18 protein-coding genes are annotated in these 18,238 nt (G+C 62.2%); 9 read left to right on the plus strand and 9 right to left on the minus strand.

Going from position 1 to position 18,238, the window contains the following annotated elements; translation table 11 throughout:
* Positions 1-72 precede the first annotated feature (72 nt).
* Positions 73-390, minus strand: coding sequence for a hypothetical protein (locus AC1DNW_RS05405; protein ID WP_113309817.1), 318 nt, complete (start codon positions 388-390; stop codon positions 73-75).
* On the opposite strand from AC1DNW_RS05405, the gene AC1DNW_RS05410 reads away from it, so the two are divergent.
* Positions 390-545 (plus strand): hypothetical protein, encoded by a 156-nt coding sequence (locus AC1DNW_RS05410; protein ID WP_162748533.1) that lies wholly within the window; start codon positions 390-392, stop codon positions 543-545. The two genes, AC1DNW_RS05405 and AC1DNW_RS05410, sit on opposite strands and share 1 nt — an antisense overlap.
* 124 nt (positions 546-669) lie before the next feature.
* Here AC1DNW_RS05410 and AC1DNW_RS05415 read toward each other — a convergent pair whose 3' ends face one another.
* The 3 genes from AC1DNW_RS05415 to AC1DNW_RS05425 form a co-directional block, all read right to left on the minus strand.
* A complete protein-coding gene (locus tag AC1DNW_RS05415) occupies positions 670-1,224 on the minus strand; it encodes an alpha/beta fold hydrolase (protein ID WP_113309816.1) in 555 nt (184 codons plus the stop codon).
* A gap of 788 nt (positions 1,225-2,012) precedes the next feature.
* Positions 2,013-3,200, minus strand: coding sequence for an arabinose transporter (locus AC1DNW_RS05420; protein WP_113309814.1), 1,188 nt, complete (start codon positions 3,198-3,200; stop codon positions 2,013-2,015).
* Positions 3,201-3,589: 389 nt separating this feature from the next.
* The gene (locus AC1DNW_RS05425) at positions 3,590-4,387 is read right to left on the minus strand and encodes a glycosyltransferase family 25 protein (protein WP_113307785.1); all 798 of its coding nucleotides are present in this window, start codon (positions 4,385-4,387) and stop codon (positions 3,590-3,592) included.
* A gap of 195 nt (positions 4,388-4,582) precedes the next feature.
* Between AC1DNW_RS05425 and AC1DNW_RS05430 the strand changes: the two genes are divergently transcribed.
* Complete coding sequence (locus AC1DNW_RS05430) at positions 4,583-5,014, plus strand: hypothetical protein (protein ID WP_113301872.1); 432 nt, start codon at positions 4,583-4,585, stop codon at positions 5,012-5,014.
* Positions 5,015-5,467: 453 nt separating this feature from the next.
* Positions 5,468-7,396 (plus strand): adenylate/guanylate cyclase domain-containing protein, encoded by a 1,929-nt coding sequence (locus AC1DNW_RS05435; protein WP_477852210.1) that lies wholly within the window; start codon positions 5,468-5,470, stop codon positions 7,394-7,396.
* A gap of 62 nt (positions 7,397-7,458) precedes the next feature.
* Here the strand turns inward: AC1DNW_RS05435 and AC1DNW_RS05440 are convergent, their stop codons facing one another.
* Positions 7,459-8,244 (minus strand): YdcF family protein, encoded by a 786-nt coding sequence (locus AC1DNW_RS05440; protein WP_113301871.1) that lies wholly within the window; start codon positions 8,242-8,244, stop codon positions 7,459-7,461.
* A 467-nt stretch (positions 8,245-8,711) separates the two neighbouring features.
* On the opposite strand from AC1DNW_RS05440, the gene AC1DNW_RS05445 reads away from it, so the two are divergent.
* Genes AC1DNW_RS05445 through AC1DNW_RS05455 form a run of 3 tightly spaced genes read left to right on the plus strand, consistent with a single transcriptional unit; the run spans position 8,712 to position 10,653 of the window.
* On the plus strand, positions 8,712-9,653 hold the full coding sequence (locus tag AC1DNW_RS05445) for an ABC transporter substrate-binding protein (RefSeq protein WP_113301876.1): 942 nt from the start codon (positions 8,712-8,714) through the stop codon (positions 9,651-9,653).
* Positions 9,650-10,309, plus strand: a complete 660-nt coding sequence (locus tag AC1DNW_RS05450) for a L,D-transpeptidase (RefSeq protein WP_115034811.1) — start codon at positions 9,650-9,652, stop codon at positions 10,307-10,309. The genes AC1DNW_RS05445 and AC1DNW_RS05450 overlap by 4 nt, the downstream gene beginning before the upstream one ends.
* Before the next feature lie 29 nt (positions 10,310-10,338).
* Complete coding sequence (locus AC1DNW_RS05455) at positions 10,339-10,653, plus strand: hypothetical protein (RefSeq protein ID WP_115034810.1); 315 nt, start codon at positions 10,339-10,341, stop codon at positions 10,651-10,653.
* Positions 10,654-10,695: 42 nt separating this feature from the next.
* Here AC1DNW_RS05455 and AC1DNW_RS05460 read toward each other — a convergent pair whose 3' ends face one another.
* Entirely contained in the window at positions 10,696-11,268 is a 573-nt protein-coding gene (locus tag AC1DNW_RS05460; protein WP_113301868.1) for an EF-hand domain-containing protein, read from the minus strand.
* 134 nt (positions 11,269-11,402) lie between these two features.
* A complete protein-coding gene (locus AC1DNW_RS05465) occupies positions 11,403-12,329 on the minus strand; it encodes a LysR family transcriptional regulator (protein ID WP_113307787.1) in 927 nt (308 codons plus the stop codon).
* A 260-nt stretch (positions 12,330-12,589) separates the two neighbouring features.
* On the opposite strand from AC1DNW_RS05465, the gene AC1DNW_RS05470 reads away from it, so the two are divergent.
* Positions 12,590-13,885: a sensor histidine kinase gene (locus AC1DNW_RS05470; protein WP_477852163.1), complete on the plus strand. Its 1,296-nt coding sequence runs from the start codon at positions 12,590-12,592 to the stop codon at positions 13,883-13,885.
* Positions 13,886-14,053: 168 nt separating this feature from the next.
* The gene (locus AC1DNW_RS05475; RefSeq protein WP_113307789.1) at positions 14,054-14,632 is read left to right on the plus strand and encodes a TIGR00730 family Rossman fold protein; all 579 of its coding nucleotides are present in this window, start codon (positions 14,054-14,056) and stop codon (positions 14,630-14,632) included.
* Positions 14,633-14,818: 186 nt separating this feature from the next.
* Here the strand turns inward: AC1DNW_RS05475 and AC1DNW_RS05480 are convergent, their stop codons facing one another.
* Together AC1DNW_RS05480 and soxR are read right to left on the minus strand one after the other, a co-directional pair.
* Positions 14,819-15,982, minus strand: coding sequence for a M20 aminoacylase family protein (locus AC1DNW_RS05480; protein ID WP_477852165.1), 1,164 nt, complete (start codon positions 15,980-15,982; stop codon positions 14,819-14,821).
* 167 nt (positions 15,983-16,149) lie between these two features.
* On the minus strand, positions 16,150-16,608 hold the full coding sequence (gene soxR, locus AC1DNW_RS05485) for a redox-sensitive transcriptional activator SoxR (RefSeq protein ID WP_113307790.1): 459 nt from the start codon (positions 16,606-16,608) through the stop codon (positions 16,150-16,152).
* Positions 16,609-17,235: 627 nt separating this feature from the next.
* Here soxR and AC1DNW_RS05490 point away from each other — a divergent pair.
* A complete protein-coding gene (locus AC1DNW_RS05490) occupies positions 17,236-18,156 on the plus strand; it encodes an ornithine cyclodeaminase family protein (protein WP_113307791.1) in 921 nt (306 codons plus the stop codon).
* The last annotated feature ends 82 nt before the right edge of the window (positions 18,157-18,238 follow it).

Genomic DNA, 18,238 nt, shown 5'->3' on the forward strand with positions numbered 1-18,238 from the left:
CATATCAGGCGAAACTTTTCAGGGACCCGGAACGCTCGAAAACAAACAAAGATAGGTTTATGTTCCGCCCACTCAGGCCGCCTCGCCGTGGCGCTCGATGAGCTCGGCCCATTCCATGGCCGCGTGACGGCCGAGCACGGTCTTGTCGTTCTCGATGACGGCGGCGACGCGCCGGAAGAGCTCGTCGGCAAAGGGCGCCGGCCGGCCGAATTCGGCATTGCCGGCTTGGCGCAGCGTGGTGCCCCCGGCAAGATGGATGGCCTCGACACTGAACCCCTCGTGATCGCCCGAGAGTTCGGCGGAACCGTACAGCAGCAGGCCACTGTCGTTCCGGCCAAGGACGGGGATGGTGAGCTCATCGAAATCGAACTGCAGACTGAAGGCGTTCATTGACCGATGACCTCCTGATGGAGGTGCGCTTCACGGATGAGCTGGGCCTCATATCGGCCGGCCAGGCAGAGCACGAAGCCGGCGGCAAGGACGAGGCCGGCAAGCGGCTGGAGCATGCCGATGGCATGAAGACGGCGGGCGGCCTGTGTCGATAAAGGCGCTTTGCCCGCTGCTCCCAAATATCCGGATATCATGCGGCAGCTCCTGCATCGGCTTTGATTTCAGCGATGCGGGAGGATGCGATGCCAATGGTTGAGTGATGGAATGGGGTCGGCGGGCCTATGCTGCCAGCGAGCGTATATCCTTGGCCACGTCGGCGAGATCATTGTCGATCTGGTGATCGCGCCCCGGCAGCGAGCAGACGACCGCATCCGGGATCGCCATGGCGTAAAGCTCGATATGCGCAAAGGGCACCGTGTCGTCGTCGCTGCCGTGATAGATGAGCACGGGCATCCCCTCCGGCAGGCTTTCGGAAAAATCGCTGCCCCCGGCCATCTCATCGCTCTCCCATCCGCCGGCACCCATGAAGGGCGGCGCGATCAGGATGACGGCGCCGGGCTCGAAGGCCGGCCACGCTTCGGCAAGCGTGTGGAGAAGCACCGTGCCGCCGAAGGAATGGCCGATCAGGATGGCGCCGTCTTCGAGGGTTTGGAACTCGGTGATAACAGCGGCTTTCCACGCCTGATAATGCGGATCGGCTTCGTCGGGCATGCGCGGGTAACGGATCGTGTAGGCATCGCCGAGTTCGCGGGCGAGGCTGTCGACCAGCTTGTTGTCCCACTCGTCGTGGGTCGTCTCGCCGGCGCCCTGAATGAAGAGGATCTGTGTTGGCATGGATGGTATCCCGGTTGTGACCATCGGGGAGATGGGTCGTTGCGGGAGCGGGGCAAGGGTCTTGCCCGTCCTTCGGACTCCCACAAGGAGGGAGATCGACGAGTGCGGAATTCGACAACCAGATGCCACCAACCTTGGTGGCGGCGTTCAGGGCAGCTTTGCGCTAGACCCGGACAAGCGCGTAGAAATCGCGGGTATCACCTTCCCGACACTATCGCCTTCCACCGATGCGGCGCATATCCACGACGCGGCCATCACGCTGCCGTATGGAAATCTCGAACCGGCTGTTGCCTCTCTGGGCCCGATAAACGAAGAAACGACCACGGCAGTCGATCCGCCTGACGTCCCTGAAACCGCGGCTACGGAGCAGCCTCTCGCCCTGACTACAGGTAATCCCTCTGCCGCTGTTGAGATTGCTGCCGACGCTGATGGAGATCTGGGCCTGCGCGCTTGCTTCAGTCGGCATGGATATTGTTGGGACTGACAGGCCGATAGCCAGCGCTAGTGACAGAAACAACGATGATCTGGACAAGGCATCCTCCCTTTGGATAACGGGCTCCGAACACGCCGTACTCGTTTGTCTGCAGAATTATACAACCTTGGGAATAGGAGCGATAGGGGCGCGTCAGTACGACGCCGTCTCCGCTGCCCGTTCAGCTAACCAGAGGGATATTGAGGACCGGCAAGGACGGCTCGAGACCCGTGGCTCGCCCCCGGAGTCCGGCAGGACAGAGGGGTGACCCACGGGACACCTCCCCTACTCATCCACACACCCTCACCTCGCTGCATCACCCCGCAGCAACCACCTTCCCTCGCCTCAGCAGCACCGCAACCATAAACCCGCAAACCGCCGTCACCCCGCCAACCAGAAACACGCTTCCGTATCCCGCCCGGTCGGCGAGCACGCCCGCCAGCGGCCCGGTCAGCCCGTAAGCCAGATCCTGAAAGGCCGAGAAGCCGCCAAGCGCCGTGCCGCGCAGATGCGGTGCCACGAGATGCACGACTTCGCGCCCCATGGCGGGAAAGATCATCGAGCAGCCGAGGCCGGTCATGAAGGCGCCGATCAGCGCGACGGTGGGATCGGCGGCACTCCAGATCAGGAACTGGCCGATCGCTTCGACCGCAAGCGACACGACGGCGACCGTGAGCCCGCCATAGCGATCCGGCAGATGGCCGAAGACGAGGCGCACCAGCACGAAGCCGCAGCCGAAGGCGGTCAGGCCGAGGCCGGCATGATCCCAACCGAGATCGCGGAAATAGAGGGTGAAGAAGGAGCCGATCGCGGCAAAGCCCATGCCCTGCAGGCAGACGATCAGCCCGTGTACCCAGATGCGGCCGATGACGGCGGCAAGCGGCGGGCGTTCCCTGCCCGGATGGGCGGCAACGGCGGGCACGCTGCGGATCGCGGCAAGCCCGAGCAGGGGCAGCATGGCGCTGACGGCCATCGTGCCGGCAAAGCCGATGTTATCGAGCAGCAGCAGTCCAACAGGCCCGCCAAGCCCAAGCGCGCCGTAGATCGCCGCGCCAACCAGCGCCAGCACCCGGCCGGAGCGCGCCGGCCCGACAAGCCCGATGCCCCAGGCAATGACGCCGACGGCGACAAGGCTTTCGCCGAGCCCGATCAACAGCCGCCCGGCGACGAGAATGGCGAAAGCCGCAGCCGGCGCCTGCAGCGAGAGCCCGGCGGCGAGCGAAATCAGCGCCCCCGCCACATAGAAGACCAGGCCGCGCTGCACGGCGAGCTTGGCGCCCCTGCCATCGGCAAGCCCGCCGGCATAGCCGCGGGTGAGGATGGTGGCGAGGAAAGCGATGCCGACGCCAAGGCCCGCCCAGCCATTGCCGAGGCCAAGCGTGCCGGTCACGAACACGGGCACGACAGGAAGGGCGATCGCAACGCAGAGATAGGAGACGAAAAGGATCGCGGTCAGCACGTAAAGCCGTGCCTGCTCGCGATCATCAGTAAGACGGAAAGCCATGAAAACCTCCTGGCTGTTTCCTCGTCGACGGGCACAAAAAAACGCACTCCGACCGGCGAGGATCGATAAGTGCGTTGCTTGACGTCAAACGCTTACGGCCAGATGACTGGCGTGGATTGGGAGGTAAGGAATATGTGGAGGAGTGTCAATGGGGAGAACGCCGTCTGCGTCGCCAAAACCCCGCCCCAACCCCTCCCCACAAGGGGGAGGGATTCAGCGCGGGACCGCCTCGCTCCTATTGAAACGTCGAAGATATGGAAGGCGCCGCGCAGCAGGTTAAGCCCCTCCCCCTTGTGGGGAGGGGTTGGGGAGGGGTTTTCAGGCAACCACCACACCCATCGGCAAGCATACCCTGCCCTACCCGATCACGGACACCAGCAGCAGCCCAGTCACACGGATTTCGCCACGCCGGCATTGAACCTGGAGCGATCGACAAGCACATCCCTCTTCTGCCCCCACAACAGGCCGGCAACGAGGTTTCTCGCCTTGATGCTTTCGAGCTCCAGCCGGCGCGCCAGCTTGCGCAGCTTGCTGAGAGGTAGGAAGACCAGATCCTTTTCCGGGCGCACGAAATCACCGCTCTCGGCCTCACCCTCCAGAAACCGCTGCTGGATGACGGGCGCCGGCTCGATCTGGTAGGCGGCAAGCCAGGAGCGGTGCCAGAAATGCGCATCGATCAGCGAATAGGTGGTGGTCTCAGCCAGCATGCGTTTTGCAGCCTCGGGGCCAATAACGTAGCCTGCCAGCCCCACGCGGTTCTGATAGACGCGGGTCGCGCCAAAGCGGCCGGCCGCGTCCTGCCAGGCGCGCTTGCGATTGAGGATATGGCGCCGCGGGGCGAATTCGAGATCGTAGACGCTGTTCCACGCATCGTTGCGGGCCTCGATATTGGCGAGGACGGCCGTGATATCGTCTGACAGCACCGCGTCGTCTTCGAGGATGAGCATCTTCGCGCCATGCTCTACAACCACCTGCCAGGCCTTGCGGTGGGACAGGAAGCAACCGATGTCCTGCCGCCGCGTCGGGCTCGGCCAGTTGCTGGCAGCCGTCTGGCATTCCTCGACGGTCAGATCGGCAGCTTCGAATGCGTCGAGAAATTCGAAGGACAGGCCGAGTGCAGCCAGCTGCCGGATCTGGAAGCTCCGCCGAACCTCCTCCGCCTTGCGGCTGATGATCAATATTCTCAAGTGAACTCCCTGGCGCCCTATGCCTGCCCTGTCAGCGCAAGCATATAACTGTGTTCCGATGCAAGCAAAAGTGCGGAATTCGCGAGCAGCCGGCGGACGGCAACCCCTTGCTCGGAAGATTGAAAGCAGCGAATTGCTCAGAGAGCAGATAACGAGTAAAATATCGGCCGTTAATTCGACCATAGGGAGTGGGCAATGAGCAGATTGTTGATCCTCTCGGCTGGTGCCATCCTGGCGCTAACCTCCGTGGCGTCCGCTACGCCGGCTATGCAACCGCTGAAGATTTCCAAGGAATGTAGCCAGTACACCGGCGAAACCCCGAGCTTCTGCACCATTACGGAATCGAACCTCGCGGCGATCCCGGCGGGCACCAAGATCTTGTACTATGGGCCGGTGACCGGCAGTCCCCTTTTCGGCAGTAGCACGGCGGTCATTGCCGTCGGAAACGGAGACACGGCGGTCGGGTACTGCGTCACCTACGACACCGCCAGCCCGATGCAGGGAACCTGTGCGTTCCATGCCGGCAGCGGAGCGCTTGCCGGATTCCAGGCGGTCGTCAAGGTCACCGTCGACGACAAGCAGATCTATCACTGGGACGGGGGCTACCTGCTTGGCGCCGCCAAGTGAGAACGGAAGAAATGCTGCTCTCGTCCGGATGTTTGCCGTGAATTGCTGCCCTGACTCATAACCAGTGGGTGACAGTGGCGGCGAGGCAGACAGCCGCAAGGACGTTCGTCGCAGATGGATCGTACCGGGTGCCGCTGATCACCCGGCGGTCATGGCTATTGGCTTGCCGCGTGTCTGTTGGCTGCAGCGCCTGCAGCCACGAAAACTGCTCCTCCGTGAGCTAGAAGCAATTCCGATTCACCTGTGGTCTCCCTTTGGAGACCGTGAATCATGGAGCCGCCGTCAACGGAATCCTCTTTGTGGATCCGGACCCTGGCCTATGCCGCCGGCCGAAGCGAGTTCGTGGCCGCTTCGCGCCAGAGGCGGACATGCCGTTTCGGCGGTGTGCTGGTTGCCGTGCTTCCGTAGGTGTAAACTGCCGGCACTGTTGCATGTTCATGCAAGGCACCGATGATGGGAACCCCCGCACTCGACCGGAAGCTGCTCGCGATCCTGGCGGCGGATATGGTCGGTTACTCGAAGGCGATGGAGGCCGATGAGGCCGGCACCATCAGGCGACTGAAGGCCATCCGCGCCGACCTGATCAATCCCGCCATATCTGAGCGCCACGGCACCGTTATCAAGCTGATGGGCGACGGCACGCTCGTCGCCTTCGACAGCGTGGTCGATGCGGTTGCCTGCGCCGCGGAGTTCCAGAATAGCGTGGCGGCGCGCAACGCCAGTCTGCCGGAGCCTGAGCGCATCCTGTTCCGCGTCGGGATCAATCTGGGCGATGTGGCCCTGGTGGATGGCGATCTCTACGGGGATGGGGTGAATGTCGCCGCGCGGCTGGAGCATCTGGCCGAGCCGGGCGGCGTGATGGTGTCGGGAACGGCATACGATCATCTCCAGGGCAAACTCGACTGGCCGCTCGATTTCGCCGGCAATCAGCAGGTCAAGAATATCAGCCGCCCGGTGCGGATGTATCGGCTGAGGCTCGACGGCAAACGGGCGCGTCGCCCGCTTCTCGCAATGATACCGCGCTCGGCCATGACGGCTGCGGCGGCGATCGTGGCGCTCGCTCTGGCGGGCGGCGCGGCCTGGTGGTTCTTGCAGCCTGAACCCTTCGGCGGCAAGCCGTCGGTGGCGGTGCTGCCCTTCGACAATTTTGGCGGCGACGAGGCGAGCGGGCGTCTGGCCGATGGCCTGACGGAGGACATCATCACCGACCTCGCACGGTTTCCCGAATTCGAGGTGGTGGCGCGCAATTCGACGGAAATTTATAAAGGCAAGCCGGTGGATGCCGGCCAGGTCGCAACTGCGCTCCATGTCGGCTTTGTGCTGGAAGGCTCTATCCAGCGGCAGAGTGGCCGGGTGCGGATCACAGCACAGTTGATCGATGCAAGAACCGGCCACCATCTCTGGTCGGAGAACTGGGACCGGCCCGCCGAGGACGTGTTTGCCGTTCAGACCGAAATCGCGGAGCAGGTCGCCAACCGCCTCGGCGGCGGAGTGGGACTGATTCAAGAAGCCTTGCGGGTTGCGGCCAAACGCAAACGGCCTGAAAACCTGAGCGCCTATGATTATTATCTGCTCGGGTCCGAGAAGATTGAAAATCTCACCAAAGCAGATGCGGAGGCCGCCATCACCTTTCTCAACCGCGCCGTCGAGCTGGACCCGGGGCTGGCACGGGCCTGGGTAGAACTTTACCATGCTCATGATCTGTTGGGTGTGTTCGGTGGCGATCCCGAGGCCAACCGCAAGGCGGCTGCCGATGTGGCCGAACGCGCCGTGCAGCTTGATCCGAGCGACGCCGAAGCACATGCGGTATTCGGTATGAGCCTTGCCAATAAGGGCGACATGGGCCGCGCCAAGTCCGAATTCGAAACGGCCCTTCGTCTGGCTCCCGGTTCGTCCGAAATCCTGACTTTTTACAGCGGCTATGCCGCACGCTTCAGTGAACCGGAACGCGGTGCTCAGATGGTCGACAAGGTCATGCGGCTCGACCCGAACTATCCGATGTGGACGTCCAACTTCTTCTCGCCTGCCTATTTCATGGCGGGCCGATATGAGGACGCGGTGAAGATGCTGGAGCGCATGACGCCCAACAATTACCAAAGGTGGACCTGGGTGGTGCGCAGCAGCGCCCTCGCCGCATTGGGTCGAACCGATGAGGCGAATGCCTCGGTCAGGGAAGCTCTCAAGCGGCACCCGGACCTGACTGTAGAGAGCATGATCAATGAACCCGGCTTGAGCACAATAGAGCGCAGCCGGTTCATAGAAACGATGCCGCTGGCCGGCTTCCCGGCATGCGCCAAGCCCGAGGCGCTGGCGAAATTCGCGAGACCTCTGCGACTGCCGGAATGCGAGGCAGAGAAGGCAACCCCTCTCGGGCGGCTATAGAGCCGGCAGGCGGCGCAACTTTTCAGGAATCCGCCGACTGTCCGGGCGCAAGCCGCCTGCCCTCACTGCGGATAGAGGGTCGAGACGCGCCCGGCGAAATAATAGGCGACGATGCCGATCCATTCCTTCATGCCTATCGTCAGCAGGTCGGCATTGGCTAGCGGATGACCGGCCGACAGCGCCAGGCCCTGTCGTCCATTCGTGCGGTAATCGGCGACCCAGGGGGTAACGTCCATGCCGAGATTGCGGAAGATTGCCACCGCCCGCGGCATGTGGAAACCCGATGTCACGAGCAGGCAGTGGCCGAGGTTCAGCCGCTGCAGGATCGCCTTTGTATTGATGGCGTTCTCATAGGTATCGCGCGATTCCGCGTCATATTCGACACGAGCCGGATCGATATGGAAATCGTTGAACATCCTGGCGATGATATCCGCTTCCTTGACGTAGCCGCCGGTAAGACTGCCATCGCCGCCGGACATGATAACCTTGGCATTGGGATAGACGCCGGCCAGCCGCACCGTTTCTATATAGCGATCGGCCGCGTCATCGAAGTTGTAGCCACCGCGCACGCTATCGACCTTTGTCGCGATCCCGCCACCGAGCACGACGATGCAGGCGACATCGGCAGGTGCGGCCGGCCGTGGAAAACGATCCTCCAGCTCCTGCACGATCAGCGCACCTGACGTGGTGTAAAAGCTCACGAAGACGAGCGCCAGGGACAGCAGCCCGACCGCGATGGCGAGCCGCCGGACATGGAAGATCATCAGAACAATGCTGAGACCGATCAGCAGGAAGCCGAGGGTGACGGGTTGGGACGTGAGCCAGAAAACCTTCGCGAAGAAAAACATGGGCGTGCCGGGATCCTACTGAAATGCGGCCACGAAAGCCTATTCGTGGATTCGGGGCAAGTCTGGTTTTGAGGAGACGTTCTGCCCTCTCCGGTTGATCAGGTCAATCGATGAGGAGAGTTGCGCGCAAGTCGCTATTTCCCCATTCCGCTTCGCCGCTCGCCGCACGAATTTACGGCGGCATTTACGGTAACGTACTTCCCCGCCATGTGCGTGGTGTGTTTAGGACTTGAAGTTGCATAGGGGCGCAGACATTACCCCGCCGGCCATTCGGTCTCGCGTATGCGCCGGAGCCCCGGACATGACGAGAGCCATGATGAGCGGCATCGGGTCCATCGCGCGGCTCCTCGACGGCATAGAGGATCGGAAACGGAGGGGTTTCTGTGAGACATCATCAGGGTGAAAATCTCAGGCAAGCGAAGCGCACGCCCGCCGGATCGCCGGACCGTTTCAAACGGCCCGCGGCCATGCTTGCCGCCACCGTATCGCTTTTCATCGCCTCGGTATCCCTTGGCAGTGTCCAGGCCGCCGATCTTGTTATCGCCGTGCCGAACTGGCCGTCGGGACAGGCGACGGCCAATATCCTGAAGGTCGCGATCGGCAAGAACTTCGGGCTCACGGTCGACCTGCGCGAGATGGGAGAGCTCAATGCCTTTGCCGGGCTGGAATCCGGCGAACTCGATATCCACCCGGAGGTCTGGCGGCCGAATCTCGATGCGGCAATCGAAAAATACGTCGATGAGAAGAAGGCGGTGGTTCTGGCAAAACGCGCCGTTGCCGCCTGGCAGGGCCTCTGCGCCACCGAGGACGCCGAGAAGGCCGGCATCAAAAGCGTCAAGGACCTGTCGGACCCTGAAAAGGGCGCGCTGCTCGACACCGATGGCGATGGCCGCGGCGAGCTCTGGATCGGTGCTGCGACCTGGACCTCGGCGAGCATCGAGCGCATCCGCGCCGCGAGCTACGGTTACGCCAGCAACCTCACCCTGGTGGAGGCGGAAGAGGATGTCGGCATGGCTGCCGTCGATGCAGCCGTCGCAACCGGCCGGCCGATGGTCTTTGCCTGCTACGCGCCACACAACGTCTTCGAACTGCACAAGGTCACACGGCTGAAGGAACCGGCCTACGACCCCGCAAAATGGAAGATAGCGCCCGGCAGCGATCCGCTCTGGATCGAGCATTCGAAGGCCGATGTCGCCTGGCCGCCGTCGGAATTCCACATCGCCTGGTCGGTCTCCTTTGGCGCCAAACATGCCGATGTCGCCGCCTTTCTGCAGAGGGTCGATCTGACGCCGCAGGAAGTGACGGCCATGACTTATGCGCTGCAGGTAGAGCGGACGCCGCCTGCCGACTATGCGCAAAAATGGGTGGCCGACAATGCCGCCCGCATCCAGGGGTGGGCAAAGCCATGAGCCGGACGTTGCAGAAAGCCACCCTCACCGCACTCGCCCTTACATTCGCCGCCTGTATTGCCCTTGCGGCCGGCACGCAGATCTACGATCCCAAGACGCGGCAATGGGTCAATTACGACAAGAACACGGCGCGTAAATATTTCGCCCGCAACAAGCAGGTTCCGGATGCCTTCCGCCGGCAGGTCGTCACCTTCCGCACGGCGGAGGAGCCGGGCACGATCATCATCGACGGCAACCAGCATTTTCTCTACCTCGTGCAGCCGGGCGGCCAGGCGATCCGCTACGGTATCGGCGTCGGACGCGAAGGCTTCGGCTGGGCCGGCATCGTGCGCGTCGGCCGTACCGCCGAATGGCCGACCTGGACCCCGCCTGCCGAAATGGTGGCCCGCGACCCGAATGCCGCCAAATGGGCGGCCGGACAACCGGGCGGCCCCGACAATCCGCTCGGCGCCCGAGCGCTCTATCTCTATGCCGGCGATGCCGACACGATCTACCGCATCCACGGCACGCCGGAATCCTGGTCGATCGGCCTCGACGTATCCTCGGGCTGCATTCGCATGAACAATGACGACATCATCGATCTGCACTCACGGATAAAGGTCGGCGCCAAGGTCATCGTCCTGATGCAGGGCGCGGCCCTCTACAAGGGTGTTTGAACGTGGGGCGTCTGAAACGGGGGACTAACATGCGCATTTCCTTGGAGAGCAGGCCGCTTTGCGCCCTGCTCCTTTGCTCGCTATCGGCGATCGCAGCCTGCCAGTCTTCCCCGCCGCCCGACCAGATGTCGCGCACGGCGGTGCAGACCGCACCCGCCGACCTGCAACTGCTCTGCGCCGATGCCGCCGCCAAACAGGCAGGCCTCGACCGGGCCAAGATCCTGCCGACGGGATCGCGCCCGGTGGATGCCGGCGGCTTCAGCGTCGATCTCGATGCCTCGGGCCGCAAGTTCAGCTGCGTCATCGACAATATGGGCATCGTAAAGAGCGTTCAGCCGGCGTGAGCGCGGCCGCAGTTGCGCCGCAGTGCCACGGGGCAGCCGCGGCTATTTGAACTCGTCATAGAGCGAGAGCAGCGAGGCCTGTTCGGCAATCGTCCTCTTGATCGTTTCCGCCATTGCCGGCTTCCTGCTTTCCGCGTCGACGGCGTCCTGGAAATTCTGCAGCGCTTCCTTGGAGGCCTCCAGGGCCTGCGCCCGGATGCGCTCGGCCATATCGGCATCGAGATGGCCGACCTTGAGCGGCAGAAGGATCTTCAGGCCCTCGATGATCTCGTTCTTGTCGATCGCCCCCTTGGCGGTCGGATCGAAGGTCGACCAGCGTTCTTCTGCGGCATCGATATCGAAGATCCTGTTATCGGCATCGGCCAGCCGCTTCTGAGCGGCCATGTATTCGTCCTTGCTCATCAGCCCGTCGCCGTCGATATCGGCATCGTCGAGCGTTTGCTGGGCGGTGCGATCGTAGAGTTCGGCCAGCAGCTGATCATCCGTTTTTGCCGGAAGCGTGTTCACCAGTTCCCCGCTTGTCCTGTCGTATTTCCCCTCGCCGTAAACGGAGACGGCGACCCTGGGCATATAGCTGGGCACGTTGCGGGTTGAATTATCGGAGCCGACGATCATGGTGCTTCATCCTTCTGTTTGGCGTGTGGATGCGCGCAAACTGGAAAGCGGAGCTTGCTTGAAACTGGCTGAAAACGTGTATCTTAGCCTTGTGTTACAACTGTAACGAAATTCCCGGAAACAGGCGGACCGGCCTATTCTCCTGCCTGCACAGCCGGGGGATAGGCAGCACTTCCCTCCCCGCCGAGCCGCTCCAGCATGATCTCGATCAGTGCCCGCACCTTGGCGGGCACATGCGGTCCGGGTGGGCGCACCACATAGATTGCGCCCTCATCCAGGTAATAATCGACCAGCAGCGGTACGAGCGTGCCCTTCCTGATCTCGTCGGCGACGATGAACGAGGGCAGCTCCGCCACGCCGAGCCCGGCGAGCGTCCAGCTCAGATGCACCTCGGCATTATCGGTCAGAAGCCGCCCGTTCGGGCGGATCGACACCATGCGCTTGCCGGCACGGAACTTCCACTCCGGAATATGGCGCCCGGAATAGATGATGCAGCTATGCGACACCAGGTCTTCCGGCCTCTCCGGGCGGCCGTTGCGGGCGATGTAATCGGGGCTGGCCACGATGAAGGGCCTGACCGGCGCAATGCGCCGCGCAATCAGCGAGGGGTCGCGCAGTTCGAAGAGCCGGATCGCCGCATCGTAATGCTCGTTGATGAGATCGACGGCCCGCTCGGAGAAGGACACGTCGAGTTCGAGCCGCGGATGACGGCCGGCAAGCTCGGTCAGAACAGGTCCGAGATAGCGCTGGCCGAAGGAGAGCGGTGCGGCAAGCCTGAGACGCCCGGTGACATCGCCGCCGGCATAGGTGGCGACTGCATCCCGCGCTTCCTCGAGTTCGGCCAGGATCCGCCCGCAGCGCAGCTTGAATTCGAGCCCCGCTTCCGTTGCGCTGATGCCGCGCGTGCTGCGGTTGACGAGCGTCGCGCCGAGATCGCTTTCCATCCGCGCGATACGCCTGCTGACGATCGATTTCGAAACGCCGAGGCTCTGGGCGGCACGGTTGAAGCCGCCGCTTTCGACCACCGCCACGAAGCTTCTGATATCATCCAAGTCGATCATCTGCGTTCCACTGAGCGCAACACCCTGTTGACGGAAGCGGGCATTGTGCCGCCCTTGCCCCCGCTTTAACCTGCCACGACTCTATTCAGCCTGATGGCTACTATCATGACGGATGTGGTGTCGCCAATGGCGGCCGCGAGGTCGACGCGCGCTCAGAAACGGCGCGCGCCGCGACGGAGAAGTATTGTCTCAACCAGAATGTTGCCCAAGCCGAAACATATTGGCTGAAACATTTGGCCTGAAACCTATAGGAAGAGCCAATGGCCGACACGCCGATAGCGAGGAACGCCGCTGCCCGATGGAACGACCCCAGCCGGGGCGAGCGCTCTGCCGGGCTTGCTCCGATCGTCGTCATCAAGGGCGGCGCCGAAGGCAATCCGTCGGCAAGACGCCCGCGCGGCGAGGCGCACTATACGGCTTCCATCCATCACCTTCCGGTTCCGGTCCTGCAGCTCGATGCCGCCAGGCTCAGTGCCCTCTTTGCCGGATCGAAAGCCAGGGGCGATGCCGAGCACCTGTTCACCACTGCAGTTTCCCGGGCCGGCCTGTTCATCGCCGATGCCAACGAGATGGCCGTTTCCCTTTTGCAAGCCTCTTCGTCGGACGATCTGGCAGGGCCGGCCAGCTACCTGTTTGCGGCATCGCCGGAGACCATCAAAAGGCTGATACGCGCCTGGTTCGACGGAGCGAAGCTCTTCAGCGAGCCAATGAAGATGCGCAGCTTCAAGGGTGCCGTCCTGGACGTCAAACTGTCGGTCACCTTCTCGCCCGACAGTCTCGACACATTGCTCGTCGTGCTGGAGGATATCACCGGACGGAGACAAGCCGAGGAGCACGAAGTCGACCCGCTGCATACGGCGCGGCTCTGCACCCTCGGCAGGCTTGCGACCTCGATTGCCCATGAGGTGAACCAGCCGCTTGCCGCGATCGTCACGGACTGCGAGACGACCATGCGGCACCTTTCGCGCGACGAGCCGAACCTTGCCAAAATCAGCGAGCTTGCCACGCGCATGGCGGCGAGCGCCCATAGGGCAAGCGAAATCGTCAAGCGCGTCCGGGGCATGGCGAGCGGCCAACCGAACACGCGAATGCCGCTCGATCTCAACGACATCGTCAGGGACGCGCTGTCCTTCGTCCGCCATGAGACCGATATGCATGCGATCTCGCTTTCGGTGGTCTGCCGGCCCGGCCTGCCCACCTTCCTCGGCGACCGCATCCAGGTGCAGCAGGTCGTCGTCAACCTGCTCGTCAATGCCATCGAGGCCGTCGTCAGCGCCGCGAGGCGGCCGCGCCGCATCGAGATCGCCACCAGCGAGGCGGGCGGGAGGATCCAGTTCTCCATCCGCGACAGCGGTGACGGCATTTCGGCTGCCGATCTCGGCCGGATCTTCGACTGCTTCTACACGACGAAACAGGACGGCGTCGGCGTCGGCCTCTCGATCTGCCAGTCCATTGTCCTCAGCCACGGCGGCGATATAAACGCCGCCAATGCCGGCGATGGCGGCGCCCTCTTCCGCTTCTGGCTGCCGGCAGCCGAAACGCAGCCCGATCGGTAAGGCTTTATCGCAGCCCGAAACGTCACCCTTCCATTCGCATCTTTCCGAATAGCGGGATGGGGTTTGTGCATATCGGGGCTGACGCCGGACAGAGCCTCCTGCCAGCTTTCCTTTGCGGCGGCCGGCCGCTAATGCGTGTGAGCAAAAGCACAGGAAAGGCGCCCGAGCATGACACGTTCCATCAAATCCATCGCGGTATTCTGCGGATCGAATTTCGGCGCAACGGAAGATCTCGCCGATGGCGCCCGGGCGCTTGGCGGGGCCATGGCGCGTGAGGGCATCGGCCTCGTCTACGGCGGCACGACAAAGGGCCTGATGGGCGTCGTCGCCGATGCGGTGCTCGAAACCGGCGGCACGGCGCATGGCGTCATCACCGAAAGCCTGCACCAGCGCGGCCACTCACACCCGAAACTGACGACGGATGAAATCGCGCCGACGCTGCGCATCCGCAAGCAACGCATGGCCGAACGCGCCGACGCCTTCATCGCATTGCCCGGCGGCATCGGCACGATCGAGGAGCTGATGGAGGTCTGGACGATGAACCAGCTTTCGGAGATCGACAAGCCGGTCGGGCTGTTGAACACATCAGGCTTTTTCGATGCGTTTCTGAAATTCATCGACCATATGGTGGAAACGAAATTCCTGCCGCCGGCGCATCGCTATTCGATTTCGGTGAATGCGGATGTGGGCGGGTTGATCGGGGATCTCAGGGCGTTTCAGCGGGTCGAGGTGGCGAAGTGGTTGTGAGGGGGTAGATGCCTCCGACATGCTGGTCTGTATCGTGGCAAAACCCCTCCCCAACCCCTCCCCACAGGGGGAGGGACTAACTCGATGCGCGCACCTCGCTCATCCCGAAACATCGAGTATTTGGAAAGCGGGCGCGGCAGGTTAAGCCCCTCCCCCTTGTGGGGAGGGGTCTTTTCCGGCAGACGCCTATTTCCCCCCAAGCTCCTGCCCGACCAGCGACAGCCAGTACCGCACCCCATGCGCAATCGCCTTGTCGTTGAAATCATAGGCCGGGTGGTGCAGACCCGCACTATCCCCATTGCCGATCAGGATCATCGCGCCGGGCCGCTTCTCCAGCATATAGGAGAAATCCTCCGCCCCCATCGACTGCTCGTAGGCCGCATCCACCTGGCTCTCGCCGGCCACCTTTGCAGCCGCCGCAACGATAGCCGACGTCCTGCCGGCATCATTGACCGTTACAGGATAACCCGGCCGCCAGTCGATCTCGGCTTCCGTCTCGAACAGTTTCGCCGTGCCATGGACGATATCGCGGAACCGCTGCTCGACGGCCTTCCTCGTATCCGCCTGCATGGTGCGGATCGTGCCGCCGAGACGCACGGAGGCGGGAATGACGTTCAGCGCCTTGTCGTTGCCCGCTTCCGAGAAGGTGATGGAAACGACGACGGGATCGAAGGGATCGGTGAAGCGTGAGGCGATCGATTGCAGCGCGGTGACCATATGGGCGCTGACGAGCACCGGATCACGCGTCATGTTCGGCGAGGCCGCATGCCCGCCCTTGCCGTTGATGGTGATGACGAAACGGTCTGCACCCGCCATGAACGGGCCTGCGCGCGTGGCAAAGGAACCGATCTCCAGGCCCGGCTCGTTATGCATGCCATAGACCTCGTCTATGCCGAAGGTTTCAAGCAGCCCCTCCTCGATCATCACCCGCGCTCCGCCGCCGCCCTCCTCCGCCGGCTGGAAGATCAGCACGACCTTGCCGGCAAAATCCCGGTTTTCGACAAGGCACTTGGCGGTGGCGAGCAGCATGGCGGTGTGCCCGTCATGGCCGCAGGCATGCATGCGGTTGGCATTTCTGGAGGCATAGGGAAGATTGGTCTGCTCCGACATCGGCAGCGCATCCATGTCGCAGCGAAGCGCGATCACCTTACCCGGACCTCTCGCCCCCTCGATGACGGCGACGACGCCGCTCCTGGCAAGCCCGGTCGTGACGTCATCGCAACCGAATTCCGCAAGCTTGCCCGCCACGAACGCCGCCGTCTCCGGCAGGTCGAAGAGCAGCTCCGGATTCTGATGGATATGCCGGCGCCAACCCTTGGCCTCTTCGGCGACGGCTTCGATGGTGCTCATGATAGTATCCTCGTGATAGTGCGGCCGGGATGAGGTGAAACCTCGGCCGAAGGTGGGGTGGTGGGAGATTAGCCGCTGCGGCGGCGATTTGCCAACCGGGGAATGGATCGGGAAGATGAGAGAGCCGGACATATTGATCGTCGCCGGCCATGCGCGTTCCAGGGCTCTTAGTTTTTGACTCTCCGCTTTTTCCCATCGATCAGTCGATGCGGGCCTGGCCCCCTCAACGCAAGTTTGTCTGCCCAGTTGACCAGCCCGCATTTGTCGAGGGAAAGACACCCACAGCCGATGCAATCGGAAAGTCCATCGCGCAATTTCTGGAGTTGATGTATCCGCGAGTTCAATTCTTCTCTCCATCGCTGGGACATGGTCTCCCAGTCTTCTTTGGAGGGTGGTTGTCCCGCTGGAAGGCAGGACAACGCGTCACCAATGGAATTCAAGGAAATCCCAAGATTCTGAGCGACTTTGATTACTGCCACTCGCCGTAAAACATCGCTTGAATACCGTCTCTGATTTCCCGCCGTGCGGTAGCTTCGGATAAGGCCCTTGGTCTCGTAAAAGTGAAGCGCGGAAACCGCTACCCCCGACCGTTTGGCAACGTCTCCAACAGTAAGTTCTCGCGCCATTTGTCTGCCCCTTGACCTCAAGTTCACTTAAGGTTGTAGAGAACTTATCGCGGCAGGACAAGATACGCGATTTTCGCAGCTGGGCCGCGGTCAGGATGACGGATGGCTTTCTTCAGATATTCAAAAAATCGAACCTCCAGGGGACGCACGGCGATCGCGGCAGCGGCCTCGCAAACCTTTGTCATTGCGTCCCTCGTGCTTACGTATCGCACGATCAGTGGCTATAGCGGAGCATCAACTGACGCTGTCCCGGAATTGGTGACAGCGATCGTCGGTTTTGAAACGGGTTTTTTCTACGCTGCATTAGCCTGGCCGCTGTCGGTTCGACGGGCCGTCCTCGTTTCTGCCGCTGTAGTTGCTTTCGCAGCCGTTTACTGGGCGGTTTCACCGGAGCCTCAAGACCGGTGGCTTGCCGAAATCATAGCTGGCGCGGGCGTTGGACTTTTGACCGCGGTGGCATTTCGATGGCGGTTCTTCACGCCCCCTGCTTTTCCGAGGGTGCCATAATTGTTGCTTCAGTGACGGGGCCGGAGAATGCCCGATCAGCCCAATTGGTGATGCTTGTATCTGCAGATCTCACGATGCGTAGCATCAAGGCAACTCCCTCAGTCATCGGAAGGCGTGATAATGGTCAAGCTGCTCGGCGATCACGACCTCATCGGCCACGATGTGATGGCGAAGGCAATCGATGTCCTGGAACTCGCCTTTCGAGCGAGGCTCGATAACAAGATCGTATCGCCGCCAAGGCATCACGTCTCCTTCGGAGAGCATGGCGATCTGGTCTTCACGGTGGGCGGGATCCTTGGCGAAGCTCCACTGGCCGGATTCCGTGTGTACGATACGTTTCAGAATTCGAAGCAGTCTCAAATCGTCGCTGTCTGGTCGACGAACGAGGGAAGACTGAAAGGCCTGGTTCTCGGGGAACGTCTCGGTGCCATCAGGACCGGCGCAATCGGCGGCGTTGCGATCCGGCACCTGAGCTCACAGAATGCCAGGTCCGTGGCCGTAATCGGTAGCGGCGTCCAGGCGCGAACCCAGCTTGCTGCGGCCGTAGCAGTCAGAACGATATCCTCCGTTCGTGTGTACAGCCCGGATGTGGTCAACAGAAGAGCTTTCGCCCAAGAGATGCAACGCGAACTCAGTGTAGAGGTCACGCCTGTCGAAAGTGTTGCGCAGGCGACGGTGGATGCCGACATCGTTATCTGCGCGACCTCGAGCCGGACCCCAATCCTGCATATTGCGGATCTGACGCCGGGCGCTCACGTCAACACCGTTGGCCCCAAGCTTGTCGGAGGGCATGAAATTGGGCTCGACGTCGCTGATGCTGCCAAAATCATAGCCACCGATGCGCCTGAACAAACGCGAGCCTACGCCTCGCCCTTTTTTCTCGCTGGCACGCGACACGAAAATCGAATGGTCGATCTGGCCGAGTTGGTTTCTATGCCCGGAAGGATCCGGTCCTCGTCAGAGAACATAACTCTATTCTGCTCTGCTGGGCTCGCCGGAACCGAAGTGCTGTTGGCATCTGCTCTGCTCGACGCATTTTGACCTCATAGATATTCCTGCGGCGTATGCGCGGTAGCTGGGCTGCCGTGGCGTCCCAGCTACCGCGCGTCCACACAGGAATTAA

The sequence above is a fragment of the Rhizobium sp. 05L429 genome, from assembly GCF_056397645.1.